Consider the following 26,604-nt stretch of genomic DNA (forward strand, 5'->3'; position numbering starts at 1 on the left):
GATGCCTTAGTTCTGGTTCTAATCTTTTTTCTCCCCTGATAGCTTAAGCAATTTTACCCAACTCTGCTGCTTTTGGGAACTGAATTCACCTCTACTCCAGATATTCACAATAGAGTTCATTTGTCAATGCGTAAGTCCTATAGAAGATGTAAAACCGGGAAAATTAGCTGGAAAAATTTGTGTTGTAGTTGATTTGATAACTCGCTTACCTATCGAAGTTTGGTTTCATGATAATCCCTTGGCATCAGAAACGAAATTTGAAGAAAGTTTACTATCCTTAGCCTCCGCCAAAACCTTACTCTTGCTAGATGGTTTTATTGATTTGATTTACTCAGTTGACACCAAACTTATTTAGTTTTTCTTGAAATTACTCGCTTTTCCTAAACTCACTTGTATCTGACTATTTCTGCAACTAATGATTCTTTCTTATTTCTTGTTTTAGCTCAGTTCGCTCTATGAATTAATCATAATCATTTAGAGAGGGAAAATGCAATTTCTAATTGCATTTTCCCTCTCCCCGACCAGCGAGCGATTCGGGAAATGATTTTTGATTAATTTTTGAGTATATTCTCTCATTGACATTCGCTTCATTTTCTTAACCTGTCACGAATGGTAGGTAGGAATTGATGCAGCCCTAGTCAATGTAGTCTGGAATCATATCCGGGGATTCGGGATTCTCGGAAGCGATCGGACGCTCCCCATCGACGGGCAGAGTTTTGCGAGCTTGAACTCGATCCCTTTCAATCGGTCGTCTGCCATCCTCATAGACAACTTCTTTCACATTCAAATTGCTAGGAGTAATGGGGCGATCGCCGTCAATTCCTAGAGTTTTGTCCGCCTCTAATGAACTAGCTGCAATGGGACGAGTGCCATCGTCTTTGATAGTGTCGCGGATGGGAACGTCATCAGAAACGACTGGACGATCGCCATCAATTGGCAACACATACTGTACCTCAAGATCGCTCTCATCAATAGGGCGATCGCCATCTACCTCAAGCATCTTTGTGCCTTGCCGCTCCTCTGGTGAAAACAGGTAACTTAATTTGTGTTTCGTCGTCAATAAACTCAATATTTATTGTCCAACCAATGCGCCTAAAATAACATTAATCATTAAACTACTAAAATGCCAGACACACCCAACGAAACTATCACCCGCAAACCAAGCACTACCGAACATACTCTATCATTACCAGAACAAGAAATACGCTATACAGCAAGAGCCGAATGGCAAACCTTGTTTGAACAAGAAAAACCCATTGCTTCCATGTTTCATGTTGCCTACATTGCCCAAAATCAACAGGCAAACATGAGACCACTAACCTTCGTCTTCAATGGTGGCCCAGGCGCAGCTTCCGCCTATTTGCATATAGGCGCATTAGGACCAAAACGAATTAATTTCGGAGAACGGGGTAGTCTACCAAAACCACCAGTTCAAGTAGTAGATAATTTAGAAAGTTGGCTTTCTTTTACCGATTTAGTATTTATTGACCCGATTGGAACAGGTTTTAGTCGCAGTTTACCATCAGATAAAGAAGCACAAAATAAATCTGATGAAAAAGTTAATTCAAAAGAGTCTGATAAACCACAAGAAACCGAATTTTGGGAAGTGGAACGAGACTTAAAAGCACTAGGAGAATTTATTCAAAGATTTCTGTCCCAAAAGAAACGTTGGCTTTCTCCAATTTTCATTGCCGGAGAAAGTTATGGAGGATTTCGAGTAGCCAAGTTAGCTAGAAAATTACAGCAAGAATATGGTGTTGGTCTTTCTGGTGCAATTTTGATTTCTCCAGCTTTAGAATTTAGTTTGTTGGGTGGGAATGACTATAACCTCACTTCTTGGGCAACAGTATTTCCTTCTCTGGCTGCTGCTGGTATTCATCATCATCGTGCTCAATGGGCAGGAGAAACTAATAATTTAGCAGCACATTTAGCTGCTGCCGAACAGTTTTCTCGGCAAACATTAATTCCTTTATTAGCAATGGGTGATGCGGCTACAGAGGATGAACGTCAGGCTGCTTATGAGAAAATGGCTAGTTTAATTGGTTTACCTGTGTCATTAATTGAAAGATTGGGGGGAAGAGTTGATATTGAAGTTTTTTCCCGTGAATTGTTACGTGAGCAACAGCGAATTGTCGGGTTATATGATGCTTCAATTACAGCGATCGATCCTTTCCCAGAACGGCTAAATTATGAAGGAATCGATCCAACTTTAGATGGGATCGATCGATTATTTACCGGAGCAATTAACAGTCATTTACGAGATACTTTAGGTGTAGAAACTGACCTAACTTATCATTTGTTAAATTATGAGGTAAATAAAGCTTGGAAATTCGACATTAAAGGTGATTTCAAACAAGGTTTTATTGGATCAGTAGATGACTTGCGTGTGGGGATGACCCTTAATCCTTATATGCAAGTATATATCAATCACGGATTTTTTGATTTAGTTACACCTTATTTTGCTTCCAATCATTTAGCAAATTTAATGAAGTTAAATCCCGAAATTCGCCCGAATTTAACACTAAAACATTATCGAGGCGGACATATGTTCTACACTTGGGATGATTCGCGTCAGCAATGGTTTAATGATATCAAAGAATTGTATCAAAAGGCGATCGCCTAACTCTCACCATTACTAAGTATAGCTACTTGCTTAAATCAAGGAACAAGCAATGACATCATCTTCGGGCTACATTCTAGCATTAGACTTAGGAACAACAGGCAACCGTGCATTTCTGTTTGACAACAGTGGTAACGTAATCTCTCAAGCATATCAAGAATTAACTCAATATTACCCACAACCAGGATGGTTAGAACATGATCCATTAGAAATCTGGCAAGCCACCTGCACAGTAATGCAAAAAGCCATTCAACAAGCCAAAATTAAAGCTTTAGATATTAAAGCAATTGGACTCACAGTACAGCGAGAAACTTGTTTATTATGGGATAAAACTACCGGACAACCTTTACACAATGCTATAGTTTGGCAAGACCGTCGTACTGCATCTCTCTGTCAAAAATTGCAAGAACAAGGTTATGCTGAAGAGATTTTTGACCGCACCGGATTAATCATAGATGCTTATTTTTCTGCCAGCAAATTAAGTTGGTTATTAGAACAAGTTGTTAAACCCTCTTCAATAAATTTAGATCATGTTTTAGCTGGAACAATTGATTGTTGGATTTTGTGGAACTTAACAGGTGGAAAAGTACACGCCACAGATGACAGCAATGCTAGCCGTACTATGTTGTACAATCTTACTACTCGTGAGTGGGATACGAAATTACTCGATTTGTTTAATATTCCCGCAAATCTATTACCAAAAATTCAACCAAGTTTAGGATATTTTGGCACAACCAAACCTGATTTATTAGGTGCAGAAATTCCAATTACAGCTATACTAGGAGATCAGCAAGCATCATTATTTGGTCATGGATGCGATCGCCCCGGCTTAGTCAAATGCACTTACGGAACCGGAAGTTTTCTAGTAGCACATACAGGTAATAATATCATCCATTCCCAACAACAACTAATTGCGACAATTGCTTGGACTCAAAACGATTTGGATGGTACAACAAAAGTAGGTTACGCTCTTGAAGGAAGTATGTTTACCACAGGTGCTTGTATTCAGTGGTTACGTGATGGAATAGGATTAATTGATAGTGCTGCTCAAACAGAAATCTTAGCCCAACAAGTATCTGATAATGGTGGAGTTTACTTTGTCCCTGCTTTAAGTGGATTAGGCGCACCGCATTGGGATATGAATGCTAGAGGTGCTTTTTTTGGGATTACAGGTGGTGTAAAAAGACAACATTTAGTACGCTCGGTATTGGAAGCTATAGCATTTCAAGTTAAAGAAGTAGTACAAGCAATTAACGATTCTGGGGTATTACAAGTAGAACGATTGAAAGTAGACGGAGGTGCTTGTGAAAACAATTTTCTGATGCAGTTTCAGGCCGATGTGTTAGGAATTCCTGTAGAACGACCCGTGATGCGAGATACTACAGTGAGGGGAGTTGCTATTGCTGCGGGAATCGCTTGTGGTTTTTGGCAAGATGATGCACAATTGGTGAGTTTTAGTCAGATCGATCGGGTATTTGAACCAGAAAATACTCAATCAGCTACAAGTAACTTTCAGCAATGGTTATCAGCAGTGGAACGGGCAAAACATTGGGTCGATGAGCGTTAAAGTTAAACTATATAATCAGGAAAAATCATATCTTAATCTACTGATAAAGAGTGTAATTCGTGATTCCATTTTAAGAATTGAGCGGATTGATTATTTATGAATCATTCCTTCAGTAGTTAGTAATGCTTTCGATAATTTAAAAGCCGAATTTAAGAAAGTCTCAACCTGTTGCTTTTGAATTTGAGCTACTTTGTCTTTGTCAATTGTTGAAGGAACTGCTAATTGAGAAGCCTTCAAAACTGCTCCTACCCAGTGTTGAGTGTGCCAGAAACCATTGCTATCTAACTGCGGAAGATTTTCCGTTTCTGGGTAAGGATAGGGAGAAACATACCAGTAAGGTTCGTCATAGTTTTTGTCTCCGGGTGACAGACCAATTCCTATACTCATCTGTTCGCCGTTCTTATTACCAGGAAGCAAGATTAGTGTCGCCATATCAAAGTGATGAGGCCAAGTATGGATAGAAGAACTTTCTCCATTTGTTGTAATTAGTTCTTGTAAAATTTCATTGGTATTCGCATAATAATTAGTTAGTTCTTGTCTTGCCGATCGCTCAGTTGCATCAAAAGCAGTACCATGAGCAACAGCATAATCGGGAAAATCATCTTGGGGATAGTCAGGTAAAGAAATTCCTTCTGGATTAGCGCCTAATTTAGAAATCTGTTCTGATAGCCAATTTAGTCCTTCTGCCATTGTTTTTTGATGGAGAGGAAAGGCGAAGATCGTCTCATTTTGTTGATTTAGGACTATCAGTGTTAGAGCGATCGGATCGAGTGCCACTCGAAACGGCGTTTGCACTTCAATTAATGTGCCAGTAAACATTTTTAACGCTGTATTCCATTCCAAACTAGTGTGGCTGTAGTCTGGTAATGGCTTTGCTAGGGCAGAACTTATAACAGCAATGAACTGAATTGCATAATGGACTTGCAATCTAGTTTCAGTTAGTTCTTGGGGCGGAAAATTGCCAATTGTTTGCCAATTACTCATGATAAATTGCCTCAGTGAGAAGATTTTTAAATTATGGTTACTAACTGTGAGCTACAATTATTTTAAAGTAGCTGTACCAAAGGTTGCATTAAATTTTCGACACCAAATCGCCGCCGATTTGTAATTTGCTAAATTGACGCTATCAGGAATGGGGTAGCTTTGAGAACCGTTAAAATTTTTCAAGGAAGCTAGAATTACATAATCTCCTTCTTTAAGCGGATAAGAAGGAGGTTTAGTAGAACCAAGTACATTATTAGAACGATGTAAGATAACTACTAAATCTGGCCCCATATTTGAAGTTTTAAATGATTGGTCTAGTTCTAAAGTTGATTTGCCATTTTTGGTAATTAGGCGGACTGTTCCAGAGGTAGGATGTTCTCCAGAAACAAAAGTTCCAGACTTGACAACATTAGCCTTGACATCTGCAACTGATTCTGTGGAGGTAAAGACAGATTCAGCAACAGAATTTGGATTTGCTGAAGGTTGATTGGCTGATTCCTTTGTAGTACAACCAACAAATAATAAAGCTGCCATATTTATTAGTAAATATTTTGATTTCATGTCGATAAATCCTCCAAAATTTCTGATAATTACTCAGCATTCCTGCACTTTGTAAATGTTCGACAGGTTGCCAATGGGCGATCGCTAAATTCCAAACATTAAATTCCTCTTAACAACTCAAAAAATCTCCTTATTTTTAGTTCTCACCCGTTCATACAACTCTTCCATCACTTGAATAAAAGAAACATCTTCACGCCAAAAAGCCGGAAAATCCCCCTGTTTCTTAATCAAAATAGCTGGTAAACTAGATGAAGAAATTGGCTCAACCCTTGCAGGTAATCGCTTATTCCCTAACCAAAATTCCCGCGAATTAACCTCCTGCGTCACTTCTACTTTTTCTAAAGGTGGAAAGTACGAACTAGCAGCAGACAAAGAAGTTTCTTTAACAGCAATTTTATCAGATAACACCCTTCCCAAAGGAGACTTAGATAACTCCCTTTGTAAATCCTCAACGACTCATTATCCAACTGGGTTAACCAAGATTCATCAGTCCCAACAACTGAAGAAGACAACTTCTTTTTATCCTCAATCATTTGGTCAATCCGTTCCTCCAAAGTTCCAATAGCTATAAACTTATGCACAAACACATTCTTCTTTTGACCAATCCGAAAAGCGCGGTCAGTAGCTTGGTCTTCCACCGCTGGATTCCACCAACGGTCAAAATGAAACACATGATTTGCTTTAGTCAGCGTAATTCCGACACCTCCCGCTTTTAAAGATAAAATAAATACCGAAGGTTCAGTTTCCTCTGCTTGAAATTGGGAAATCATTTGTTCGCGTTTCACCCGATTAGTTCCGCCATGAATGTAGTAAGTATTGTAATGGCAAGTTTGTTTAAAATATCTCTCTAAACCATCACAAATTTCCTTGAACTGACTAAAATTTAACAAACTTTCTCCTTCAGAAATAGCTTCTTCAACCATTTCAACTAATCGACTCAACTTATGAGAACGTTCCCCAGAAAATTCACTCCCATCCTGTAAAAATTGGGCGGGATGATTACAGATTTGTTTGAGTTTCAACAAAGTTGATAAAATCAACCCTTTACGCTCAATCCCTTCAGAATCTTTAATTTTCTCAGTAACATCTTTGACTAAAGCCTCATAAAGAGAAGCTTGTTCTTTAGTTAAATTACAATAAACCTTTTGTTCAACTTTATCTGGTAAATCATTAATAATACTTGGGTCAGTTTTGACGCGCCGTAAAATAAACGGTAGAAATAACAATTAACCAAATCCCAAAAAGCCATCCTTCAACCCACAACCAATCACCCGAAAGAAAGAGAAATAATACCGGAATCATCAGAAGATAAATTATGCCCAGCATCATCTGAATTGCTGAGATTTTGTTGTTTTCTGCCCTCATAATTAGACCTCCCTACTAATAATTACATCACCAAGTAATTGCTGATAAATTCTCCCAGGAATCTCGTGTAAGCTGCCATTCAATTTGGTGCCATCCCCGCTCATTTATCCAATCGGAACCAGGTTTTGTGCCAACAACAACGAACCCATATCGTTGTGCTAAACGAACTACACGCACATTTCCGCTAACAGAAACACCTTGGATCTCTTTTAAACCTAATTCTTGAAATCCAAACTCAATTAAAGCTTTCCCAATTTCAATTGTGTATGCGTAACGTCCCCAAAATTGAGGTGCTAATTCAATGCCTAATTCTGCTCGATCGGCATTATATCCCTCACGGCGTAATCCAGCACAGCCAATTAATTCCTCAGTGGAACGACGATCGACAATAGCCAGCTGATAATTAAGACGGGGACGTTCGGTTGCCCACTGCTCAAAAAGCCTGAGAAGTTCGCGGGTATGACTGGGTGCTACTTCTTCTGGTGTACAGAATTGAGCATACTTTGGATCGGCATGATAGGCGAAAAATGCAGTTTCATCTTCCTTGTTAAAGTCTCTTAGAAGAAATCTTTTAGTGACGATCTCCATTGTCAGTATCTCAACTAAAAAATTGCCGAGGTAATTAAAGTAACTAAGCAAGTTAATTGAATCGCTAAACTTAAAAGGCGAAACTTTGGATCGAGTCCAGCGATGTGAATTAATGAGTGTATAATCCGAAATGCGATATACACCACAATCAGCACATCTATTACTGTTCCAGAAACACCCCGAACTGTTAGAAGAAAGACAACTCCCAAATACAAAGGCAAGTTTTCTATTAAGTTCGCTTGAACTCGAAATAGTCGCCAAAGCAAGCTTTCGTCGTTTGGGGTAGCGAAATCTTTAACAGATCCACCCGCAGCTAGATGCCGAATTCTCACTGTGAGTAAAAGGATAACGACAATGATTGTCCACAAAATAAAAATGACTAAACCCCAGAGAGAAAAAGTCATTTCACTCACTAAACTGGTGGGTACTCCTTGGGTGAGTGCGAGCATTATTCCCGCTATCTGTTGAGTTAGCATTGCTCTATTAAATTAGAGTTTAATTCCAGTATGGCGCGATCGCTATACACTTTCACTAGCCAAAAGGATAGGTCTTTAAGAATTCAGTTATTTAAAAATTCCTAATTCCTTAGCTTTAGCTACTGCTTGAGTCCGATCTTTAGAGTAACAAATTGAATTGTTATCTGGCTACGGACAATCATTCCAAAGGTATGTCATAGCAAGTAGTTCTCAAGCTAAGATTGGTATCAAAAGAATTGCAGGGAATCAACCATGCAACCATTGAAGAAGAAGATCGCGATCGTTGCTGGAGGGACTCGCGGAGCAGGACGAGGCATTGCAATAGAACTGGGCGCAGCCGGGGCAACGGTTTATGTAACTGGACGCACGACTCGTACGCAACAGTCAGAGTACAACCGGAAAGAAACAATCGAAGAAACGGCAGAGTTAGTGACTCAGGCAGGTGGACAGGGGATTGCGGTACAAGTAGATCATCTAGATCCAGAACAGGTGCGATCGCTTGTGACTCGTGTGGAACAAGAGCAAGGACAGTTAGATATTCTGGTGAATGATATTGGGGCAGAACATTTTGCAGAGCTTGATAAACCCTTATGGGAGGTCGATCTGGAGCGGGGGTTACGCTTGTTACGATTGGCGATCGACACTCATCTAATCACCAGTCACTTTGCCCTCCCATTGCTGATTCAAAAGCCTGGAGGATTAGTCGTTGAACTCACCGATGGAACGGCTGATTACAATAATCGACACTATCGGCAAGCATTGATCTACGATCTAGCGAAAAATTCAATCATTCGTATGGCTTGGGCATTAGCACAAGAGCTTCAACCCCATCACTGTACTGCTGTGTGCTTGACTCCAGGTTGGTTGCGATCGGAAATGATGCTTGATAGTTTTGGCGTAAGTGAAGCCAACTGGCAAGATGCCACTCTCAAGGAACCACACTTCATCATTTCCGAAACACCACATTATGTGGGGCGTGCCGTTGCTCATCTTGCTGGCGATCCCGAAGTTACTCGTTGGAATGGGCAGTCTCTCTCCAGCGGTCAACTTGCAAAAGTCTATGGTTTTACAGATCTCGATGGTTCGCAACCAGATGCTTGGCGCTACATTCAGGAAGTAACAGAGATGGGTAAATAATTTCTCTATTTTAGAAAGAGTTATTAGGATGGGAAAACCAATAGTATTGGCTTACGGAAATGGCTTGCCAAAGGTATTGCTGCTTCATCCTGTAAATGACTGCGATCGTAATATTCACAACAGATGGAGAAATCAAATGATTACTGTCCATCACTTAAATAATTCGCGTTCCCAGCGTATCCTGTGGCTACTGGAGGAACTGGGTTTAGAGTATTACATCAAGTACTACAAACGTGACCCCAAAACACTGTTAGCCCCTGTATCGTTAAGGCAGGTACACCCTTTGGGTAAATCGCCTGTCATCACTGATGGAACGCTGACTCTGGCAGAGTCGGGAGCCATTATTGAATACCTGGTAGAACAATACGGTGAAGGACGATTGGGACCTCCACCCGGTACACCAGAGCGATGGCGCTATACGTACTGGTTGCATTATGCTGAAGGTTCAGCGATGCCACCCTTGCTACTCAAGCTAGTGTTCGATCGCATTGAACAGCAACCGATGCCGTTCTTCGTCAAACCGATCGCACACATGATTACAAGCCGTACTAAAGAGACATTCATCACTCCTCAAATTACACAACATTTGAATTATCTCGAATCAGAACTGGGGAAAACTCCCTGGTTCGCTGGAAATGAATTTACAGCTGCTGATATTCAGATGAGCTTTCCCATTGAAGCAGCGGTAGCGCGGGGTGGGTTGAATGCCAGTCGTCCACGATTGATGGAATGGATGCGATCACATCCATTCCCGCCCAGCATACAAACGAGCCTTAGAGCGTGGTGGTGTATATCAACTTGCACGTTAGTTGGATGATTCATTTTGGAAGTTCCAATGGAAATACAGATTGAACCTTACGAAGCTAAACAACTAGATGCAATTATTCGTCTTTCGCTTCGAGCTTGGACTCCAGTTTTTGAGTCGATTCAGAAGGTGATGGATCTTGATGTTTACCAGGAATTCTATCCCAAGGATTGGCGTGTGAGCTTTTCATAAGGCGGTTGAAGCAGTCTGTACTGCTGAAGATAGCAATGTATGGGTGGCGCTGGATGCTGGCTCAATCACAGGATTTGTAGCTGTGAAACTTGATGCAGAGACTCGCATGGGTGAAATCTATATGGTTGCGGTCGATCCAGATTTTGAACGCACCCCAACTAAATCGGAGATTATAGTTGGGGATTCTTGCGCTAGGAAACCATAAGATTTCTCAGCGTATCCAGAGTTACTGGCGTTCTCAGTGTGTCGTTGGAACTTTTGCCAACGAACACTCTAGAAAAATGTTTATCTCCCACTATTAACGAATACCAATATCTAGCACCAATATTATAAGAAGCTGAGAGGTCGGCGTTGTATTGTTTCCCGTTTTTAAACACAGCCAAAGAGTAATTAGTCTTACTCCTTCTAACCTTGCCACTTCCATCAAAAGCGTAAGCACTGGTGTATTTGGGGTTAACAAAAACTACTAGACCTCCTAACTCACTCCATCTTTGTTGTGTCAACTCAACTATTTTGCTATGACACCACAGATGGAATTTTTGTTTTTGCAGAGAACCCTTTTTACCTGCTTTAGCTTTCCATCCAGATAAATTCTCAAACACAATTACTTTAACATTATAAGTTTTTGCAAACTCCACAATGCCTCTCATAACCAGGCGAGATATTTCTAGGTTGATATTAGCTGACTTGCGGTAAAGTCCTTTACAAAAACCAGCAGGAAGTTTTTGCTTGGTTAAGTTAACTGTTTGTGATGATTTCTTTTTAATCATCATCCTTCGTTGGTTTCTTCGGTCTATGTCTCTAGTAGGGTTAATAAATTTCCTTGCTTTTACAGTACCGTTTTTGCCAACGATTGATACTGTGGCAGCATTATTGATGCCCATGTCAACGCTGCACACAAATCCTGAATCCTCTCTATCAACTTTCTTAATTTGAATAGGCATAGAAAGCTGACACTTATTTTTATTAACAACTAAAGCGGGTGATTGTATCTCGTTCCCATCGATTAGGTGACGAGATAAACCATGCCTCTTAATTTTAATATTTTCAAGCCATACCCAATCAGTCCCACTCCATATTTTGATATCTACAGTTTGGTAATTTAATCCATACCTTACCTGCTGACCTTTATATAAGGCAGGATAGGTTTTACACAAAACAGTTAACCTTGGGGGTTTAGCTGTTTTGTGCTTTCTTATGCCTGATTGCCATTCATAATATCGACTATGAAAACTTGAAACTATGCCAATGGCATCGGCTATTGCTGCAGGTCTTAAGTAGCTAGGGAACTTTCTGAAAAACGGATATTTATCAATTACTTTCTGAAAGTAATTATGTTTTGGGCTGGGGTTATCTGCGGTTTGATGAATCATTCTCTCAACGGCATTGACCCTCTCTTTTGATGTCAATTCGCCAAGAACACACCATTGAGCATTAACAACCATGACTAAAGGAATTAAGAATTTACGATATGCCTCTACTGTCAAAACCATTTGGTGTTTTTGCTCTTTGCTTGCCGACAACTCCCAAACGTCTGTTCTAACTTCTTGCGTGGGTTTTCTTTTAGTTCTCTTTTTATTCATTGGTATGTCCTCGACCTTGACAAGAGATATAATACCAAGCTACTGTTTTAGTTGTCAATACGGTTACTCAATTAGTTATGGAAAGCGGTATCAGACTGAAAACCCGTTCTAACGGCGCTTTTAGACTCATCTATCATTTAGTTCTGGTAACTAAATTCCGTCGTAAATCCCTGACAGGAGAAATCCTTACTAGGATGAAATCGATCATCAACGAATTATTGTTTAAGTGGGAATGTGAGTTAATTGAGTTTGGTGGAGAATCGGATCATGTGCATCTACTAATTGAGACTCATCCCAGCGTTGACTTATCTAAATTAGTAAATAATATAAAAACCGTAACTTCTAGGAAATTACGGTCTGAATTTTCTCAACATCTAAAAAAGTTTTACTCTTGCGAAAAGCCTCAATTCTGGTCTGGTTCTTATGCGTTAATTAGTGTTGGCGCACAAGCACCACTAAATAAACTTATAGAATATGTGCAGAACCAAGAGAATCCAGAATAAATCGTTGCTACGCATTTTTATGTAAGGAATTAAAGTCAATTTTCCTAAGTTCAAAAAAAAGTCTAACCGTCAATCTGCCAGATTCAGAAAGGGTGGGTTTAGTATTAAGAATTGCCAGGTTTACTTGGCTAAAATCGGCTGTCTAAAAACAGTCTGGTCAAGACCATTACCAAGCGAACCAAGTTCGGTTACTGTGATTAAAGACAATGCAGATCGCTACTTTTTGAGTTTTGTTGTAGAGATTTCGCCGGAACTGAAGCCAGCAACAAACGAATCAATCGGCATAGACTTGGGGCTAAAAACGTTTGCTACTTTATCATCAGGGGAAAAGGTTGATAGTCCAGATTACGCAAAACTGGAACGGAAAATAAAACGAGCGCAACGTCATTATTCGCGCCGCCAAAAAGGAGCGAAAAGACGAGAACGGATGCGTCTGCGAGTAGCTAAATTAAAAGCCAAGCAAACAGATAAGCGCAAAGATTTCCTCCATAAACTCTCAACTAGAGTGGTTAGCGAAAATCAAGTTATTGCTCTAGAAGATTTAGGAGTTTCTGGAATGTTGAAAAATCGCCGTCTGTCCAGAGCAATAAGTCAGGCAGGGTGGCGAGAATTCAGGAGTTTATGTGATAACAAGTCGCATAAATTCAGTCGCCAATTTGTCGTCATCAGCCGATGGGAGCCAACTAGTCAAGTTTGCTGTGATTGTGGCTATAAATGGGGTAAATTAGACCTGTCTATTCGAGAAATAGTTTGCTTCAACTGCGGCAAATTGCAGGATCGGGACGACAACGCATCAAAACGAATAGAACAAGTCGGGGTAGGACATATCCACGACTCTAAACGGACAGGGAGGAAGTGTAAGACCGAGATTTCGGCTGTTTCCGATGAACTGTCAACCCATCTAGAGTCTGTTCAGTTAACGCTGTTCGACTGCTAGGGAATCACCGTACATCGACGGTCGGTGAGGATGTCAAAGTTCTGTTTCTCCATTCATTTCTCGCTATCGACAAATTATTGTTGGTAATTGCTCAATTGTCCGCCGAAACACAGTTGTATCGTCCATTGCTTGCGATAAAATCAGCGAACCTTGAATTGCTATTGCGGCATCTTCCCCCCGCTGTTTGGCAAGTTGGGCATCCATACCTGACTCGATTAACACATTTGCGATCGCATCAATCCAACCCTGAAACAGTGCCTTTACTTTAGCGTGAAACACATCTCTTGCCGAACCAGACAACAAAATCGCAAACACGCAAGGTTGTTCTCCCCCATGATAAAGTTCATTTAAGCGATCGCACATTCGCCCCAACCTTGTCACCGCATCCCCTTCACTCTCCAAAGCAGGCAAAATATTCTCTCCTAACCATTTTTCCAGATAATCCAAAACTGTCTCAACCATCTGATCCTTCCCACCGGGAAAGTGATGGTACAGACTAGCTTTCCCCAGTCCAGTCGCTTCCGAAATCTTGGATAGCGTAGCACCATCGTAACCGTACTGGCGAAACAACCCCAACAAGCAAGGAATATAGGTTTCTTTTGGCATGGCTCAAAAATTGGAAATTAACTATTGACATTATATAGAACGTTCGGTACAGTATTACTATACCGAATGAACGGTACAAAAAAAGAAGGCTTTCAAACAGCTACCAACTTGATGCAAGTTATCAAGCTGGCTCTTGCTTAGGGGATAGGGGGTAGGGAGAAAGCCAACCCTAACACCTAACCCCTAAAACCTAACCCCCAAGAGAACAGGAGAAATCAAGATGATTCAGCTTTATGGTCATGAAATGTCGGGAAATAGTTACAAAGTTAGACTGTTTTTGGAATTGCTAAATCTGGAATACGAATGGGTAAAAGTTGACTTAATGAAAGGGGAACATAAGTCACCAGAATATCTAGCACTTAACCCTTTTGGACAAGTTCCTTTGTTGGTTGATGGTGATACTAAACTGGCAGATGCTCAAGCAATTTTGGTATATTTAGCTCGGCAGTATGGCGGTGAAGAATGGTTGCCTTTGGATGCTTTACCTTTGGCACAAGTAGTTCGTTGGTTATCAACAACTGCTGGCGAAGTTCGTCAAGGACCCGAAAATGCTCGACTTTATCATTTGTTTGGTGCCACTAGTATCAACATCGATCGCGCTCACCAAAAAGCCGAACATATTTTAACCCAACTTGATAAACATTTAAGCACCAGAACTTGGCTAGAGTTTGAGCGGACGACTATTGCTGATATTGCGGTTTTCCCATACATTGCGTTAGCACCTGATGGCAAGATTGACCTCGCACCTTATCCCAATGTTTTGGCATGGAGCGATCGCATCAAACAACTCCCAGGCTACATCCCAATGGCAGGATTATAGAACCATTATAACTGTAGCTAACAGTAATTAATTCCAGAAAAGTTGTCAAATATTGAGGGAAATTATCATGTCAAAGATCGGAATTTTAGGCACGGGTAGAATGGGCGTTCGTTTAGCAAAGATGTTGGCTGAAGTAGGACAACAAGTAATTTTAGGTTCGCGCAATATTGACCGAGCGACTAAGATTGTGCAAGGATTGGGAATACCGAATTTAACAGCAGGTAACTATGAAGATGCTGCCAATGCTGATGTGATTCTACCTGCAATGTTTTTACGGGATGGAATGTTAGACATATTAGAACCTTTGCGTCATTATTTTGATAAGAAAATATACGTAGACATTTCCAACCCGTTTAATGATACTTACACCGATTTTATCTTACCTTGGGATACCAGTGGTGCAGAACAAATTCAACATCGATTTCCGAAAACGCGAGTTGTTGGTGCTTTCAAAAATGTTTGGTGGGAAGTATTTGATGCGCCAACTTTTGGGGATATAGTTAGTGATGTGTTTGTCGTCAGCGATGATGCAGAAGCAAAAAGTCAGTTTTTCCAATTAGTTGAAAAAACACCTTTTCGCTACATTGATGCAGGTAAACTCGCTAATGCTCGAACTGTGGAACGCATGACTCTACTGAGTGGAGAATTAGGACAACGCTACGGCTATTTTCCTCGGATGAATTACAAGTTTTTGGGTGAAACTTGGACACCGGGAAAACACGATAAGTTAGCACCATTCATTGCTGGTAATACTGCTGGTTAATCGAAATTAGCGATCGCTTCAACAGTACAATACGAAACTGATAATTGAGGAGGGCATTATGCCACGCAAATTCGGAGAAATTGCTTTCACTCCTGAAGTACAAACAGCGCAGTCAGAACGAGGTTCAAGACAAACTTATGAGAAGTATATCGCCAATGGGCCTGCTAATGATATAATCACTCCAAAGATTGCCGAATTTATTAGTCAACTGGATGGCTTTTATTTGGGAACAGTTAGTTCTAACGGCTATCCTTACATTCAGTTTCGTGGTGGCGCACCTGGTTTTTTGAAAGTTTTGGATGAAAAAACATTGGGCTTTGCTGACTTTTCGGGAAACGTGCAATATATTACAGTTGGCAATTTATCTGGTAACGATAAAGCCTTCCTGTTTTTGATGGATTACCGTCATCGGAAACGGATTAAAATTTGGGGAAGAGCCGAGTATATTGAGGGTGATTCGGCTTTAATTGAACAGTTACGAGTCCCTGATTATCCTGCCGAAATTGAACGGGCAATTATCTTTCACGTTGAAGCGACTAGCGAAAACTGTCCCCAACATATTCCAATTCGTTATTCTGAGACAGAAGTAGCAGCAATGATGGCTCCTTTACAAGCTCGAATTACTCAATTAGAACAACAATTAGCTAATCTCAATTAACAATTTTTCTCTGTACTTATTGACTGGAGATATAAACTGTGGAAACTAGACCTCCTTTACCACCTTTTACTTTAGAAACTGCTAAAGCTAAGGTACAAGCTGCGGAAGATGCTTGGAATAGTCGTAACCCAGAGCGTGTTTCTTTAGCTTATACTGAAGATTCAGTTTGGCGAAATCGATCGGAGTTTTTTAGCGGACGAGAAAAGATTCGAGAATTTTTGACTCGCAAATGGAATACGGAATTAGATTATCGACTCAAAAAAGAACTTTGGAGTTTTACCGATAATCGCATTTCTGTAAAGTTTGAATACGAGTATCATAACGAATCTGGTCAATGGTTTCGCGCTTATGGTAACGAACAATGGGAGTTTGCTTCTAATGGATTGATGCAACGACGAGAAGCCAGTATTAATGATGTACCAATTTTAGAGTCAGAACGTAAGTTTCGTTAGAAAACGGTACTAAAGATGCCAAACTAGCAGAAGTAGAAGTTTGCTCATCTAACTATGAAAAAGCCAATAAATCGTCATCCTGACCATGCGAAGCGGCACAACATACCCAGTCCAAATAATCAAGTTATTGCTGCACATCTGGAAGAACTACTAACACCAGCAATTTTTAATCAACAAGCTTATTACCGCCAGTTGGGATTAAGAAACAGGCTATTAAATTTATCATTAATGGTAGCAGCAGTTTTAACATTAGTGTGGCGACAAGTCCCATCAGTGCAGGAATTAACTCGACTATTAGAAAGAGAAGATTTACTGTGGTGTCGCGCTATAAAAGTAGCTCAACAATCACTTTCAGAAAGATTGTTAGAATTTCCCGCTTCAGTATTTGAGCGAGTATTTAAAGATTTACTACCAAGATTACAATCAAATTGGCAACAGCGTCAAAAACGTCCCCTACCGGAAAGTATTAAATTTGCCAGTCGATATTTTGACAAAATTTGGGTGGCAGATGGTTCCACATTAGAAGCATTATTTCGTAAACTGAAAAGTTTAGAAGATGTAAAACCGGGAAAATTGGCTGGAAAAATTTGTGTTGTAGTTGATTTGATAACTCGCTTACCTGTCGAAGTTTGGTTTCATGATAATCCCTTGGCATCAGAAACGAAATTTGAAGAAAGTTTACTATCCTTAGCCTCCGCCAAAACCTTACTATTGCTTGATCGGGGGTTTTATCACTTCCAGTTTTTTGAGCAACTAATGAGTCAAAAAGTAGAGTTTATCACTCGACTCAAAGCCAAAACTTCGGTGAAAGTTATTCAGGTTGGATAGTTTAGATAGTTGTGGTTCTAGGGAAGCTAAGATGTTGCGGTGAATGGCGATCGTTTTGTCGTATTGATTAGGTACAAATCCTAATATCTGCGGTTCTGGTTTTAGTCTCAGGCGACGAGAGTTGTGGTAAAAGTTTAGCATCAGCGTGGAATAATGTTATCCCACAAGCGAATTTTTGACCTAATATCCGAAAAGAAATCCCCGCTAGAGTAAGAATAGCAGTTCCTTTGAATCAGGGAGAGAGGTTGTGAGAGCAGCTATGGCAGAGGATAAACAACACAATGCTCAAGATTGGTCATGGCACTTCTGGCCTTTAGTACCACTTTACCCCTATAACAAGCGGCGAACATTACGTCGAGAAATCATCAAAGATACTATCTGGACATTCGAGCAAATTCAAGGCATTTTGTACACAGTTGTGCCCATTCGCATGACTGCGATTCGACTCGCTTCCGGTGGTTTACTCATCTACGCACCAGTAGCACCCACTCCTGAGTGCATCCGATTGGTTAACGAGTTGGTAGCCCTTCATGGTGAAGTCAAATACATTATCTTACCCACTGCCTCCGGTTTAGAACACAAGGTTTTTGTTGGCCCAGTTGCCAGACGCTTTCCTAATGCTCAAGTGTTTGTCGCCCCATCTCAGTGGAGTTATCCCTTCAACCTGCCTCTAAGTTGGCTTGGTTTTCCAGAAAAACGAACAAAGATACTTCCATTCGATAGTAAATTAGCACCGTTTAGCAATGAGTTTGAATACAAAATACTCAACATTAACTTGGGAAGGGGTTCTTTTGTCGAAGTAGCATTATGGCACAAATCCTCGCGCACACTACTGCTAACAGACACAGTATTGGCAGTACCAGAAACACCACCCGAAATCGTCCAACTTCACCCTTATCCTCTGTTGTTTCACGCTAGAGACAATGCGCTAGAAGAAATTTGTGATACGCCAGAAAATCGGCTCAAAGGATGGCAACGGATTAGTTTGTTTGCACTTTATTTTCGACCAAGTGCTTTAGAAACAGTCGGGTTAAAACAGGCATTAGCTGATATGTTCAAAGCACCAGATAAATCCAAAAAAGCATATTTTGGGTTATTTCCGTTTCGCTGGAAAAATGGCTGGCAACATTCATTTTCTGCACTGCGCGGAAATGGTAGACCGTTGGTAGCGCCTATTTTGCAAACCTTGATTTTGGATCATTCACCAGGGAAAACTATTGAATGGGCTTCATTGGTAGCTACTTGGGATTTTGAGCGGATTATTCCTTGCCACTTTGATGCACCGATTAAAACAAATCCTCATCAGTTCCGACAAGCGTTTGCTTTTTTGGAGTCAGAAACATCTTTACCAGCAGAAGATTTAGCATTCATTTTAGAATTGGAAGAAAACTTGGATAAAAAAGGCATTACTCGTCCACCACTGCCAAGTTCAGTTGTTTAATTGATATGTCTGGGGAAAAAGCCATCAGCCATCTTCTTTAACCTCAAGAAACTATTGCCTTTACCTGAGCGACAGAATTTTGTTGTAATGCACAAACAGCGAGTTTCTCACAAGCAGCTACACTTAACTGTGAAATCGCCTGTTTAATTACCGGGATAGCTGGAGGATTAACACTTAACTTATCGATTCCCAAACCTAATAAAATTGCTGTAGCAGCAGGCTCGGCAGCTAGTTCGCCACATAAACTCACCCAGATTCCCGCCCGACGAGCAGCTTGAACTGTTTGCTGCACCATGAGTAACACAGCTGGGTGCATCGCATCAGCCAAAGCAGCTACTTGTGGGTGAGTGCGATCGCTTGCCATCACATACTGACTCAAATCATTAGTCCCGATACAAAAAAAATCTACCTCTGCTGCTAAACGATCGGCAAGCATTACTGCTGAAGGTACTTCAATCATAATCCCCAAAGAAATCGCTTCCTCAACCGGAATATTCACTTGACGCAGTTCCGACTGCACTTCCGAAATGATTCCTTTGGCAGCTTTAACTTCCTCTACAGTAGCAACCATCGGTAACATAATCTTGATATTATTCCCGACACTGGCGCTTAAAATTGCCCGCAACTGAGTTTTAAACAAATCTAGATGATTGAGGCAAAAACGAATCCCACGACAACCTAAAAAGGGGTTAGCTTCTGGAACTGTTGAACTCAGGTAAGGAAGTGACTTATCACCACCAACATCGAGAGTGCGAATAATCAATGGACGCTGCTCTAATTTTTGCGCGATCGCCTGATAAACTGCTAATTGTTCCTCTTGAGTTGGCGGGCTACTCCGTCCTAAATAAAGGAACTCTGTACGCAACAACCCCACACCCTCAGCACCATTAGATAAAGCTGTTTGCACATCAGCTATGCTACCAATATTGGCAAATACACTCACTCGCCGACCATCACGGGTAATAGCTGGTTGCTGTGCTTTAGCTAAAGCTTCTTGTTGAGCACTTCGCCACCCTTGACGCTTGATTTCAAATAACGCCAAGATATCTGCTTCCGGTTCTACCCAAACCTTACCTATTTCACCATCTAAGCATAAGAGCGTCCCATCTTCCACTTGTAAAATCTGGGCATCCACGCCTAAAACTGCCGGAATACCTAAACTTCGGGCAATAATTGCACTGTGGGATGTAGGACTGCCAGAAGTAGTACAAATGCCGACAATCTTTGTGGGGTCTAGCTTAATAGTATCTGTTGGAGTCAGATCGGTTGCTACTAAAATCGCTGGTTCTGGTAAAGCCAAAACATTAGCAACAGCACCCCCTAACAATCGCAGCACTCTTTGTCCTACATCCACCACATCATTAACTCGTTCTTGCAGGTAACTATCTTCCAGGGCGCGATAACTTAATGCAATCTCATCTACTACAGCTTGCCAAGCCGCTTCTGCATTAATTTGTTGTTCTCTGATGTGTTTCTCAACTGCTTCCAATAACACTGGATCTGCTAAAAATAATAAATGAGCATCAAAAATACTGGCTTGGGCATTACCTATTTGCATCGATGCTTGAGAAAGCAAAGTCTGAACTTCCTGTTTAGCAGCTTCTATAGCTCTGAGTAAACGTTGCCACTCTGATTCAACATCATCTATGTGATATTGAGTAGGGGTAAAGATGGTAGGTTGATAGTGGATAATGGGAGCGATCGCCACTCCATCAGAAGCAGCAATCCCTGATAATTCCCTAATAGATTGAGGAGTCACTTTGTTCTCTATTAACGGTGCTGAAGCCAAACGATCTTCTGCTTCGCCAAAATTATTAGTAATTAATGTTTCTAATGCAGTCAATACCGCAGTTGCATCAACACCAGTAGCCGAAATAGCTAATTCGTCTCCTTGACGTACCCCTAAAGTTGCGACTTGGTTAATACTATCACCGCGTACAAATTGAGTACCTTTAGTTAAATTCTGCACCCAAACTTGCGCTGGAAATCGGGCGACTACACTCACAAACTGAGCAGCTGGACGGGCGTGTAATCCAAAGCGATTATTGATAGTTAGACGAATTTCTTGAGTTACTGTTTCTAGTTTGGCGATCGGTTGAGCATTGTCACTCTTGTGGGGTAGGCATCCTGCCTGCCTTATATATTCTTTGTTGGAGAGGTCTATTGTTATCCCTAATTGACTGGCTTTGGCTACTAATGCACCTTGAGCTTCTGCAATAACTTGCTCAATATTACTACCAGATGCCGCCGCAACTACAGCAGCGATCGCACCTTCTACCAGAGGTGCTGCACACAAATGTACTTTCTGCCTTTGTGCTTCCGGGAGAAACTCTAGTGCCATTTCCGCGCTCATTAAAGCACTACCCAGATCCATTAATACCAAAACACCATCATCGCTGAATACAGAAGCGATCGCCTCCTGAACCTGAATCGGATCTGTACCCAGTGGGTTGTCAGGATCGGCTATACCTGCGGCAATAGCTAGAGGAACTGTACCTTGAACCATCTGTGCTGCCAATTCTTGCACGCCAAGGGCTAGTTGTTTACTGTGAGAAACAATGACAATTCCAACCACGATGATACCTGCAACTGTGTTGATAAGCTTTTACTGAGTTTCTTCTACTACCACCAACAAACTCTGCAACATAAAATAAGCAGAAGTCGCCCCTGGATCTTGATGTCCTCTGCTTCTTTCCCCCAAATAACTAGCCCGTCCCTTCCTCGCTAACATTGGTATAGTCTCCTTCATCCCATGTTCAGCTACGGTTACAGCTTGTTGTAAAGCTTGGCAGATATTGTTTCCCTCACCCACAACTTCCCCAAATTTCACTACTGCTGGGGATAGCACATCTACCATTGTTTTATCTCCCAGTTCTGCTTTGCCCCTTTGCAACACGCCTGCTAAACCTGCTTGCAGTAGTTCTAGAATATCCGACTCAGTTAATTCTTGTTTGCCAGCTACAGCAGCACTTGCCCGTAAAAACCAAGTTCCATAAAGGGGTCCGCTTGCACCACCAACGCTGGAAATCAGAGTCATGCTGACAGTTTTCAAAATGCTACCAATGTCTTTATCCACCAGAGTTGGTAACTGACTGCTGATTTTTTTCCAACCTCGCTGCATATTGATACCGTGATCCGCATCACCGATCGCCGCATCTAATTCGGTTAAATATTCCTTATTCTGCTCTATTTTGTCAGCGAAGACCTGCAACCATTGTAGAATTTGTGCTTGAGTGACTTTCATATTAAATCCCCCAGCACCAACTTGGTGTTTTTACTGGTGCATCCCACAACCGGATCATCTCATCATCTAGCTTCAACAGAGTTATGGAACAACCTTGCATATCTAAAGATGTCATATATGACCCAATCAAGTTTCGCACAATTTGCAATCCTCGTTGTTGACAAATAGCAGTTAGTTCCTGGTAGACAACATACAGTTCGGAAACAGGAGTACCACCCATACCATTAACGAATGCTAAGAGGCGATCGCCCGATTGTAATGGTGGATTTATCAGTTCCACATCTGCCCATTCGCCTAATTTTTCATCCCACTCGCGCACTGTCCGGCTATAGTTGGCATCGTCAATGATAGATTGTGCCAAAATGTTGGTAATTTCGGCTGCTGATTTTAAGTTAATGCGTTCTCTACCCGGTTCGCCATGAATCCCGATGCCAATTTCCATTTCCCGATCGCCTAATGCAAATGTCGGGCTACCTTTTGCTGGTGTGGTACAAGAAGTAAGAGCAATTCCCATACTACGCCCATTCATGTTCACTCGTCTGCACAAATCTGCTATTTCCAACAAATCATATCCTTGCTCAGATGCGGCACCACAAATTTTTTCTGCCAGTACCGTTGTTCCCACACCCCGTCGTCCTTGAGTATAGAGACTGTCTTTCACCGCTACATCATCATCAATCAAAATATTTAGCACCCGAATACCCTGACTGAGGGCTAACTCGGTTGCCATTTCAAAGTTCATTACATCGCCACTGTAGTTTTTGACAATGTAAAGAACACCAGCACCACTATCTACCTTTTGCGTAGCAGCGAAGATTTGGTCAGGGGTAGGAGAGGTAAAAACCTCACCTGGACAAGCCGCATCCAGCATTCCCATGCCAACAAAACCACTGTGCATCGGCTCATGACCGCTACCACCACCGGAAATAATTGCTACCTTTCCCTGTATTGGTGCATCAGTGCGATAAACAAAAGTGGGATCGTATTCCACTTTGATTAAGTCAGCATGAGCCTGTGCCATCCCTGCTAAACTTTCTCTTACAAAGTCTTCTGGCTTGTTGATCAGCTTTTTCATCACAACCTCTTTCAGTTGGGCAGATTCTACAACCCAGCATAAATTATCTGCTCAATAGTTAATGTAAGCTTTCCATATATTCTAAGTAAGACAATTGCTTAGAAGTAAATAAAACCCGTTGTTGCAGAAAATTCAACATAGTTACTTCCATCTCATCCAATTGATTCATGCGGAGTTGGAGAATTTGCTCTGCTACTTCTTGCAACTGAGTTAGTTGTTCATCAGCTAAATCGACTGGTTTTAAATCACTGGCTTTTACGTTAATTACCTCGGCTCCCATATTGACTGTTATCCCCATTTGGTTTGACTGTACTACTCCCCAAAATCCATTCCATTTTCTTTCTGAAATTCCCGCTTTCTCTTGCCAGGTTATATTAATAAAAACTACATCTCCTACCGCCAAAGATTTTATTCTCTCTGCTTCTGCTGAAATTGTGTCAGAATTTTCCGCTTCCAAATCAGAGTCGAATGGCGTTTGGGACATTAGTTTTGTTAACTTTAATTTGCCACCAGTATGAGCAGATAATATTTGGTGACGCTTTTGGGATGGTTGTTTGAGCAGTTGGTAAGCTGCATCTACACTTTGAAGATTTAACACCCTACGCAATCCTTTTGCCGCTTCTAAGTTACCCTGGCTGAACTCCCGATCGATTAAATCTACCACCTGAGAAGCTTTCGAGTAAGTACGCGCTTTCATGCCAACACGAGCAGATACCCGCTCCCTTGTTCTCCCCGTTTCCATACCTTGTGGCAAATTTGCCACAAGGTCAGATGTTTTTCCTCGCCGATGAGTTCCCGCCAGTTCGACTTGCCTTTTTTTGGCTTTTTCCTTTTCCACAACCTCCCAAGCTTTTCCTTCTCTTACCTTTTGCTCTACAGTCTTTTCCCGGCTAGCATTTTCCAACAGTAATGCCTCCAATTCCTCCACTTCTGTCTGAAACTCCCTAACTTCCACTCCTACTGAATGCCATCCCAAAGTTAGTACTGCCTTCCATCGACGATGACCAGAAATAATTGTTCTATTGGGAGTAATTACCAACGGTTTTACCCAACCAGAAGACTCAATTAATGCTACTAATTCAGAGATATCTTCCTCTTCTCCATAAATAAAAGTATTACGAGGATGTGGTTGAAGGGTATGAGGATCTACCTGAGAAGTAGATTTAGAACCAAGTTCTTCCGGCTTGGTCATACTTGTATCAGAACGCGCTATCCCCAATCGTAACCTTTAGTATGAAGGTAGCTGCTCTGGTTTCGATTTATTTTGAAGTATGATCCAAATTTCTCACACAGTAACCATCCCAGAACATGAGATTGAAATGAGCGCAGTTCGCTCTCAGGGAGCAGGAGGGCAAAATGTCAATAAGGTAGCAACCGCGATTCATCTACGCTTCGACATTATTGCTTCCTCGTTACCTGAGTCTTACAAAGAACGACTGTTGAAGCTGTCCGATGGGCGGATTACCAAAGAAGGTGTGATTGTCATTAAGGCTCAAGAACACCGCACTCAGGAGCAGAATCGAGAAGAGGCTTTGCAAAGATTGCAAGAGTTGATTAAAAGTGCGATCGCACTCCCCAAACCCCGGAAAAAAAGCAAACCAACTCGCAGTTCTCAAAGAAAGCGTCTGGATAGCAAAACAAAGCGAAGTCAAATCAAGACTCTCCGAGGAAAAGTGATTGATGAATAATTGGTACAGAGAAGACCTCGCTTACATTCACGATATTGGCTTCAGGAGTTATGCTCTGCAAGCAATGCCAGGAATTCTGGCAATTCTGAAACAGCATGGTATTCAGGATGGGCTAATTATAGATTTAGGCTGTGGCAGCGGTCTAGCAGCAGAGGAACTAGTCAGAGTAGGCTACCAAGTTTTAGGGGTTGATATTTCTGCTGCTATGATTGCGATCGCCCGTCAACGAGTTCCGATGGCACAATTTCAGCTTGATTCCTTGTTCCAAGTGGAAATTCCTAATTGTCATGCAGTAATTTCGCTCGGTGAATGTTTCAACTACTTGTTTGACCCAGAATCCCAGACACTCACTCAGGTATTCCAACGTATTTATAATGCTCTTACGCCAGGGGGCGTTTTCATCTTCGACATTGCAGAACCCGGACAGGTAACAAATGCAACCCCCATCAAAAGTTTTACTGAAGGTGATGATTGGATTGTTTTGGTGGAAAAACAGGAAGACTCTGTGCAGCATCTCCTGACTCGTCGAATCATTACCTTCAGGCAAGTAGGAGACTATTACCGTCGAGATGATGAACTTCACGCTCTGCAATTATATTCAACCGAAGAAATTACTACAATGCTGTACCAGCTTGGTTTTCAGGTAGAAACTGGAAATTGCTACGGTCAGTTTGCTTTACCTCATGCTCATGTCGCTTTTGTGGCGAAAAAACCTATAGTGTTTCTAAAGGAACAGGTTTAGTTGGTGGTGGAAACGCCGCATCCAATGCAGCCAATTCATCAACATTCAATTTCAAATCCAATGCAGCATAATGGCTCTTCCGTACTTAGGTTGATAAGGTTTACTAATATTAAGAAAAAGAAGCTAGTAATCGAGAGCGCAAGTTATTAAAATTAGTCATGCCATAACCCAAGGGCATAATTAACTTAATTTTATTATTAATTCCTTCCATAACACCGCTAGTTGTTCGGCTGATAAAGTAGTTACAAATTTCTCGAAGGTGTGCTCGAATTGTGCGAGCGGCTTGGGGATAAAAAATTTGAGCGTGAACTAACCATTTGGACATCATTAATAAGCCGGAATCTACAGTTTCACAATTTTCATAAATCTCCCGAAATTCTTCTTTCATTTGATATGCTATTTGCAAGCAAGGGGACTGATTTAAAACTTCTAAAAGTGCCAATTGTTCTGAAGAGGTTAAATCTTGACGATTTTTTAGTAGTAAATACCTACTCCCCTTAGTTGTTACTTTGACTAAGCGACGAATTTTATTTAAACCTCTATTAAGTAACTGCATCACATGGAATCTATCAATAACTACCACAGCATTAGGAAATACTTCTAATACAACTTTTTTGAATCCAGCCCACATATCTACACTAACTTCTTTGACTTGCTCTCTCACTGCAAGTGGTTGCTGTTTCAGGGCTTCAATAATATCTTTCTGTTTATGGCTATCAATTACTTCTATTAGCTTCCCCTGGTCAATATCAGCAATTACAGTGATAAAATTTCTGTATCCTTTGCGTTTACTGACTTCATCTATACTCACCCGTTCAACAGGCAACCACTCTTTTTTTTCCCATTGATTACTTACCGATTTAAATATACTTTCCACTGATTCTGTACTCAATTGCTCTGTTCGACCAACCTGTTCGCAGTTAGAATTTATTACTCGTTCATAAATGTATTGTTCATATCGTTTCGTTG

Annotated in this window: 27 protein-coding genes and 5 pseudogenes; 15 read left to right on the forward strand and 17 right to left on the reverse strand. The window is 41.1% G+C overall.

What is annotated here, in order from left to right; all coding sequences use genetic code 11:
- Positions 1-634: 634 nt before the first annotated feature.
- The gene (locus ACE1CC_RS33875) at positions 635-1,000 is read right to left on the reverse strand and encodes a hypothetical protein (protein WP_413274834.1); all 366 of its coding nucleotides are present in this window, start codon (positions 998-1,000) and stop codon (positions 635-637) included.
- Between the two features lie 123 nt (positions 1,001-1,123).
- Here ACE1CC_RS33875 and ACE1CC_RS33880 point away from each other — a divergent pair, with 123 nt between their 5' ends.
- Complete coding sequence (locus tag ACE1CC_RS33880; protein WP_413274835.1) at positions 1,124-2,623, forward strand: S10 family peptidase; 1,500 nt, start codon at positions 1,124-1,126, stop codon at positions 2,621-2,623.
- 49 nt (positions 2,624-2,672) lie between these two features.
- On the forward strand, positions 2,673-4,187 hold the full coding sequence (gene glpK / locus ACE1CC_RS33885) for a glycerol kinase GlpK (RefSeq protein ID WP_413274836.1): 1,515 nt from the start codon (positions 2,673-2,675) through the stop codon (positions 4,185-4,187).
- Between the two features lie 90 nt (positions 4,188-4,277).
- Here glpK and ACE1CC_RS33890 read toward each other — a convergent pair whose 3' ends face one another.
- From ACE1CC_RS33890 to ACE1CC_RS33920, 7 genes and pseudogenes are all read right to left on the reverse strand, one after another.
- Positions 4,278-5,171 (reverse strand): DUF5996 family protein, encoded by an 894-nt coding sequence (locus ACE1CC_RS33890; protein WP_413274837.1) that lies wholly within the window; start codon positions 5,169-5,171, stop codon positions 4,278-4,280.
- Between the two features lie 57 nt (positions 5,172-5,228).
- Positions 5,229-5,732 carry a DM13 domain-containing protein gene (locus tag ACE1CC_RS33895; protein WP_413274838.1) on the reverse strand — a complete coding sequence of 168 codons (504 nt, stop codon included), beginning with the start codon at positions 5,730-5,732 and terminating at the stop codon, positions 5,229-5,231.
- Between the two features lie 117 nt (positions 5,733-5,849).
- Positions 5,850-6,104, reverse strand: coding sequence for a hypothetical protein (locus ACE1CC_RS33900; RefSeq protein ID WP_413274839.1), 255 nt, complete (start codon positions 6,102-6,104; stop codon positions 5,850-5,852).
- Positions 6,105-6,178: 74 nt separating this feature from the next.
- Positions 6,179-6,946: pseudogene (locus tag ACE1CC_RS33905) on the reverse strand (DEAD/DEAH box helicase); the annotation flags it as partial.
- Positions 6,918-7,097, reverse strand: coding sequence for a hypothetical protein (locus ACE1CC_RS33910; RefSeq protein WP_413274841.1), 180 nt, complete (start codon positions 7,095-7,097; stop codon positions 6,918-6,920). The gene ACE1CC_RS33910 and the pseudogene ACE1CC_RS33905, both read right to left, overlap by 29 nt.
- 27 nt (positions 7,098-7,124) lie before the next feature.
- Entirely contained in the window at positions 7,125-7,685 is a 561-nt protein-coding gene (locus ACE1CC_RS33915; RefSeq protein ID WP_413274842.1) for a GNAT family N-acetyltransferase, read from the reverse strand.
- Positions 7,686-7,699: 14 nt separating this feature from the next.
- The gene (locus ACE1CC_RS33920; protein WP_459563952.1) at positions 7,700-8,089 is read right to left on the reverse strand and encodes an MAPEG family protein; all 390 of its coding nucleotides are present in this window, start codon (positions 8,087-8,089) and stop codon (positions 7,700-7,702) included.
- Between the two features lie 324 nt (positions 8,090-8,413).
- Between ACE1CC_RS33920 and ACE1CC_RS33925 the strand changes: the two genes are divergently transcribed.
- Positions 8,414-9,298 (forward strand): SDR family oxidoreductase, encoded by an 885-nt coding sequence (locus ACE1CC_RS33925; protein WP_413274844.1) that lies wholly within the window; start codon positions 8,414-8,416, stop codon positions 9,296-9,298.
- Between the two features lie 10 nt (positions 9,299-9,308).
- Here the strand turns inward: ACE1CC_RS33925 and ACE1CC_RS33930 are convergent, their stop codons facing one another.
- Entirely contained in the window at positions 9,309-9,449 is a 141-nt protein-coding gene (locus ACE1CC_RS33930) for a hypothetical protein (protein ID WP_413274863.1), read from the reverse strand.
- Here ACE1CC_RS33930 and ACE1CC_RS37030 point away from each other — a divergent pair.
- Both ACE1CC_RS37030 and ACE1CC_RS37035 read left to right on the forward strand, forming a co-directional pair.
- A pseudogene (locus ACE1CC_RS37030) lies at positions 9,435-10,107 on the forward strand (glutathione S-transferase). The gene ACE1CC_RS33930 and the pseudogene ACE1CC_RS37030 sit on opposite strands and share 15 nt — an antisense overlap.
- A 32-nt stretch (positions 10,108-10,139) precedes the next feature.
- Positions 10,140-10,446: pseudogene (locus ACE1CC_RS37035) on the forward strand (GNAT family N-acetyltransferase); the annotation flags it as partial.
- A gap of 40 nt (positions 10,447-10,486) precedes the next feature.
- Here the strand turns inward: ACE1CC_RS37035 and ACE1CC_RS33955 are convergent.
- Positions 10,487-11,878, reverse strand: coding sequence for an IS200/IS605 family accessory protein TnpB-related protein (locus ACE1CC_RS33955; protein WP_413274846.1), 1,392 nt, complete (start codon positions 11,876-11,878; stop codon positions 10,487-10,489).
- Between the two features lie 77 nt (positions 11,879-11,955).
- Between ACE1CC_RS33955 and tnpA the strand changes: the two genes are divergently transcribed.
- Together tnpA and ACE1CC_RS33965 are read left to right on the forward strand one after the other, a co-directional pair.
- Entirely contained in the window at positions 11,956-12,381 is a 426-nt protein-coding gene (gene tnpA, locus ACE1CC_RS33960) for an IS200/IS605 family transposase (RefSeq protein WP_413274847.1), read from the forward strand.
- A 25-nt stretch (positions 12,382-12,406) separates the two neighbouring features.
- Positions 12,407-13,318, forward strand: a pseudogene (locus tag ACE1CC_RS33965) (RNA-guided endonuclease InsQ/TnpB family protein); the annotation flags it as partial.
- Positions 13,319-13,381: 63 nt separating this feature from the next.
- On the opposite strand, the gene ACE1CC_RS33970 reads toward ACE1CC_RS33965, so the two are convergent.
- A complete protein-coding gene (locus ACE1CC_RS33970; RefSeq protein WP_413274848.1) occupies positions 13,382-13,924 on the reverse strand; it encodes a TetR/AcrR family transcriptional regulator in 543 nt (180 codons plus the stop codon).
- Positions 13,925-14,144: 220 nt separating this feature from the next.
- Here ACE1CC_RS33970 and ACE1CC_RS33975 point away from each other — a divergent pair, with 220 nt between their 5' ends.
- From ACE1CC_RS33975 to ACE1CC_RS34000, 6 genes are all read left to right on the forward strand, one after another.
- The gene (locus ACE1CC_RS33975) at positions 14,145-14,744 is read left to right on the forward strand and encodes a glutathione S-transferase family protein (RefSeq protein ID WP_413274849.1); all 600 of its coding nucleotides are present in this window, start codon (positions 14,145-14,147) and stop codon (positions 14,742-14,744) included.
- A 52-nt stretch (positions 14,745-14,796) separates the two neighbouring features.
- On the forward strand, positions 14,797-15,507 hold the full coding sequence (locus tag ACE1CC_RS33980; RefSeq protein ID WP_413274850.1) for an NADPH-dependent F420 reductase: 711 nt from the start codon (positions 14,797-14,799) through the stop codon (positions 15,505-15,507).
- A 58-nt stretch (positions 15,508-15,565) separates the two neighbouring features.
- Positions 15,566-16,165 carry a pyridoxamine 5'-phosphate oxidase family protein gene (locus ACE1CC_RS33985; protein ID WP_413274851.1) on the forward strand — a complete coding sequence of 200 codons (600 nt, stop codon included), beginning with the start codon at positions 15,566-15,568 and terminating at the stop codon, positions 16,163-16,165.
- 38 nt (positions 16,166-16,203) lie between these two features.
- The gene (locus tag ACE1CC_RS33990) at positions 16,204-16,617 is read left to right on the forward strand and encodes a nuclear transport factor 2 family protein (RefSeq protein WP_413264190.1); all 414 of its coding nucleotides are present in this window, start codon (positions 16,204-16,206) and stop codon (positions 16,615-16,617) included.
- A 54-nt stretch (positions 16,618-16,671) separates the two neighbouring features.
- Entirely contained in the window at positions 16,672-17,445 is a 774-nt protein-coding gene (locus tag ACE1CC_RS33995; protein ID WP_413274852.1) for a hypothetical protein, read from the forward strand.
- 259 nt (positions 17,446-17,704) lie between these two features.
- Complete coding sequence (locus tag ACE1CC_RS34000) at positions 17,705-18,886, forward strand: DUF4336 domain-containing protein (RefSeq protein ID WP_413274853.1); 1,182 nt, start codon at positions 17,705-17,707, stop codon at positions 18,884-18,886.
- A 43-nt stretch (positions 18,887-18,929) separates the two neighbouring features.
- Here the strand turns inward: ACE1CC_RS34000 and ptsP are convergent, their stop codons facing one another.
- Genes ptsP through ACE1CC_RS34020 form a run of 4 tightly spaced genes read right to left on the reverse strand, consistent with a single transcriptional unit; the run spans position 18,930 to position 24,397 of the window.
- Complete coding sequence (gene ptsP, locus ACE1CC_RS34005) at positions 18,930-21,461, reverse strand: phosphoenolpyruvate--protein phosphotransferase (RefSeq protein WP_413274854.1); 2,532 nt, start codon at positions 21,459-21,461, stop codon at positions 18,930-18,932.
- Between the two features lie 30 nt (positions 21,462-21,491).
- A complete protein-coding gene (gene dhaL / locus ACE1CC_RS34010) occupies positions 21,492-22,130 on the reverse strand; it encodes a dihydroxyacetone kinase subunit DhaL (protein ID WP_413274855.1) in 639 nt (212 codons plus the stop codon).
- Position 22,131: 1 nt separating this feature from the next.
- Positions 22,132-23,205 (reverse strand): dihydroxyacetone kinase subunit DhaK, encoded by a 1,074-nt coding sequence (gene dhaK, locus ACE1CC_RS34015; RefSeq protein ID WP_413274856.1) that lies wholly within the window; start codon positions 23,203-23,205, stop codon positions 22,132-22,134.
- 58 nt (positions 23,206-23,263) lie between these two features.
- Complete coding sequence (locus tag ACE1CC_RS34020) at positions 23,264-24,397, reverse strand: ParB/RepB/Spo0J family partition protein (protein WP_413274857.1); 1,134 nt, start codon at positions 24,395-24,397, stop codon at positions 23,264-23,266.
- Positions 24,398-24,476: 79 nt separating this feature from the next.
- On the opposite strand from ACE1CC_RS34020, the gene arfB reads away from it, so the two are divergent.
- Together arfB and ACE1CC_RS34030 are read left to right on the forward strand one after the other, a co-directional pair.
- Positions 24,477-24,893 carry an alternative ribosome rescue aminoacyl-tRNA hydrolase ArfB gene (arfB, locus tag ACE1CC_RS34025; RefSeq protein WP_413274858.1) on the forward strand — a complete coding sequence of 139 codons (417 nt, stop codon included), beginning with the start codon at positions 24,477-24,479 and terminating at the stop codon, positions 24,891-24,893.
- Entirely contained in the window at positions 24,886-25,635 is a 750-nt protein-coding gene (locus ACE1CC_RS34030) for a class I SAM-dependent methyltransferase (protein WP_413274859.1), read from the forward strand. Before arfB ends, ACE1CC_RS34030 begins: the two co-directional genes overlap by 8 nt.
- Here ACE1CC_RS34030 and ACE1CC_RS37040 read toward each other — a convergent pair.
- Positions 25,607-25,702, reverse strand: a pseudogene (locus ACE1CC_RS37040) (aldo/keto reductase); the annotation flags it as partial. The gene ACE1CC_RS34030 and the pseudogene ACE1CC_RS37040 overlap by 29 nt on opposite strands.
- Positions 25,703-25,744: 42 nt before the next feature.
- Positions 25,745-26,604, reverse strand: an 860-nt coding sequence (locus ACE1CC_RS34035) for an ISL3 family transposase (protein ID WP_413274860.1), incomplete at its 5' end; no start/stop codon positions are given.

Origin of the sequence: Floridaenema aerugineum BLCC-F46, from assembly GCF_041929345.1 — a bacterium.
In the GTDB taxonomy this organism is placed as follows: domain Bacteria; phylum Cyanobacteriota; class Cyanobacteriia; order Cyanobacteriales; family Aerosakkonemataceae; genus Floridanema; species Floridanema aerugineum.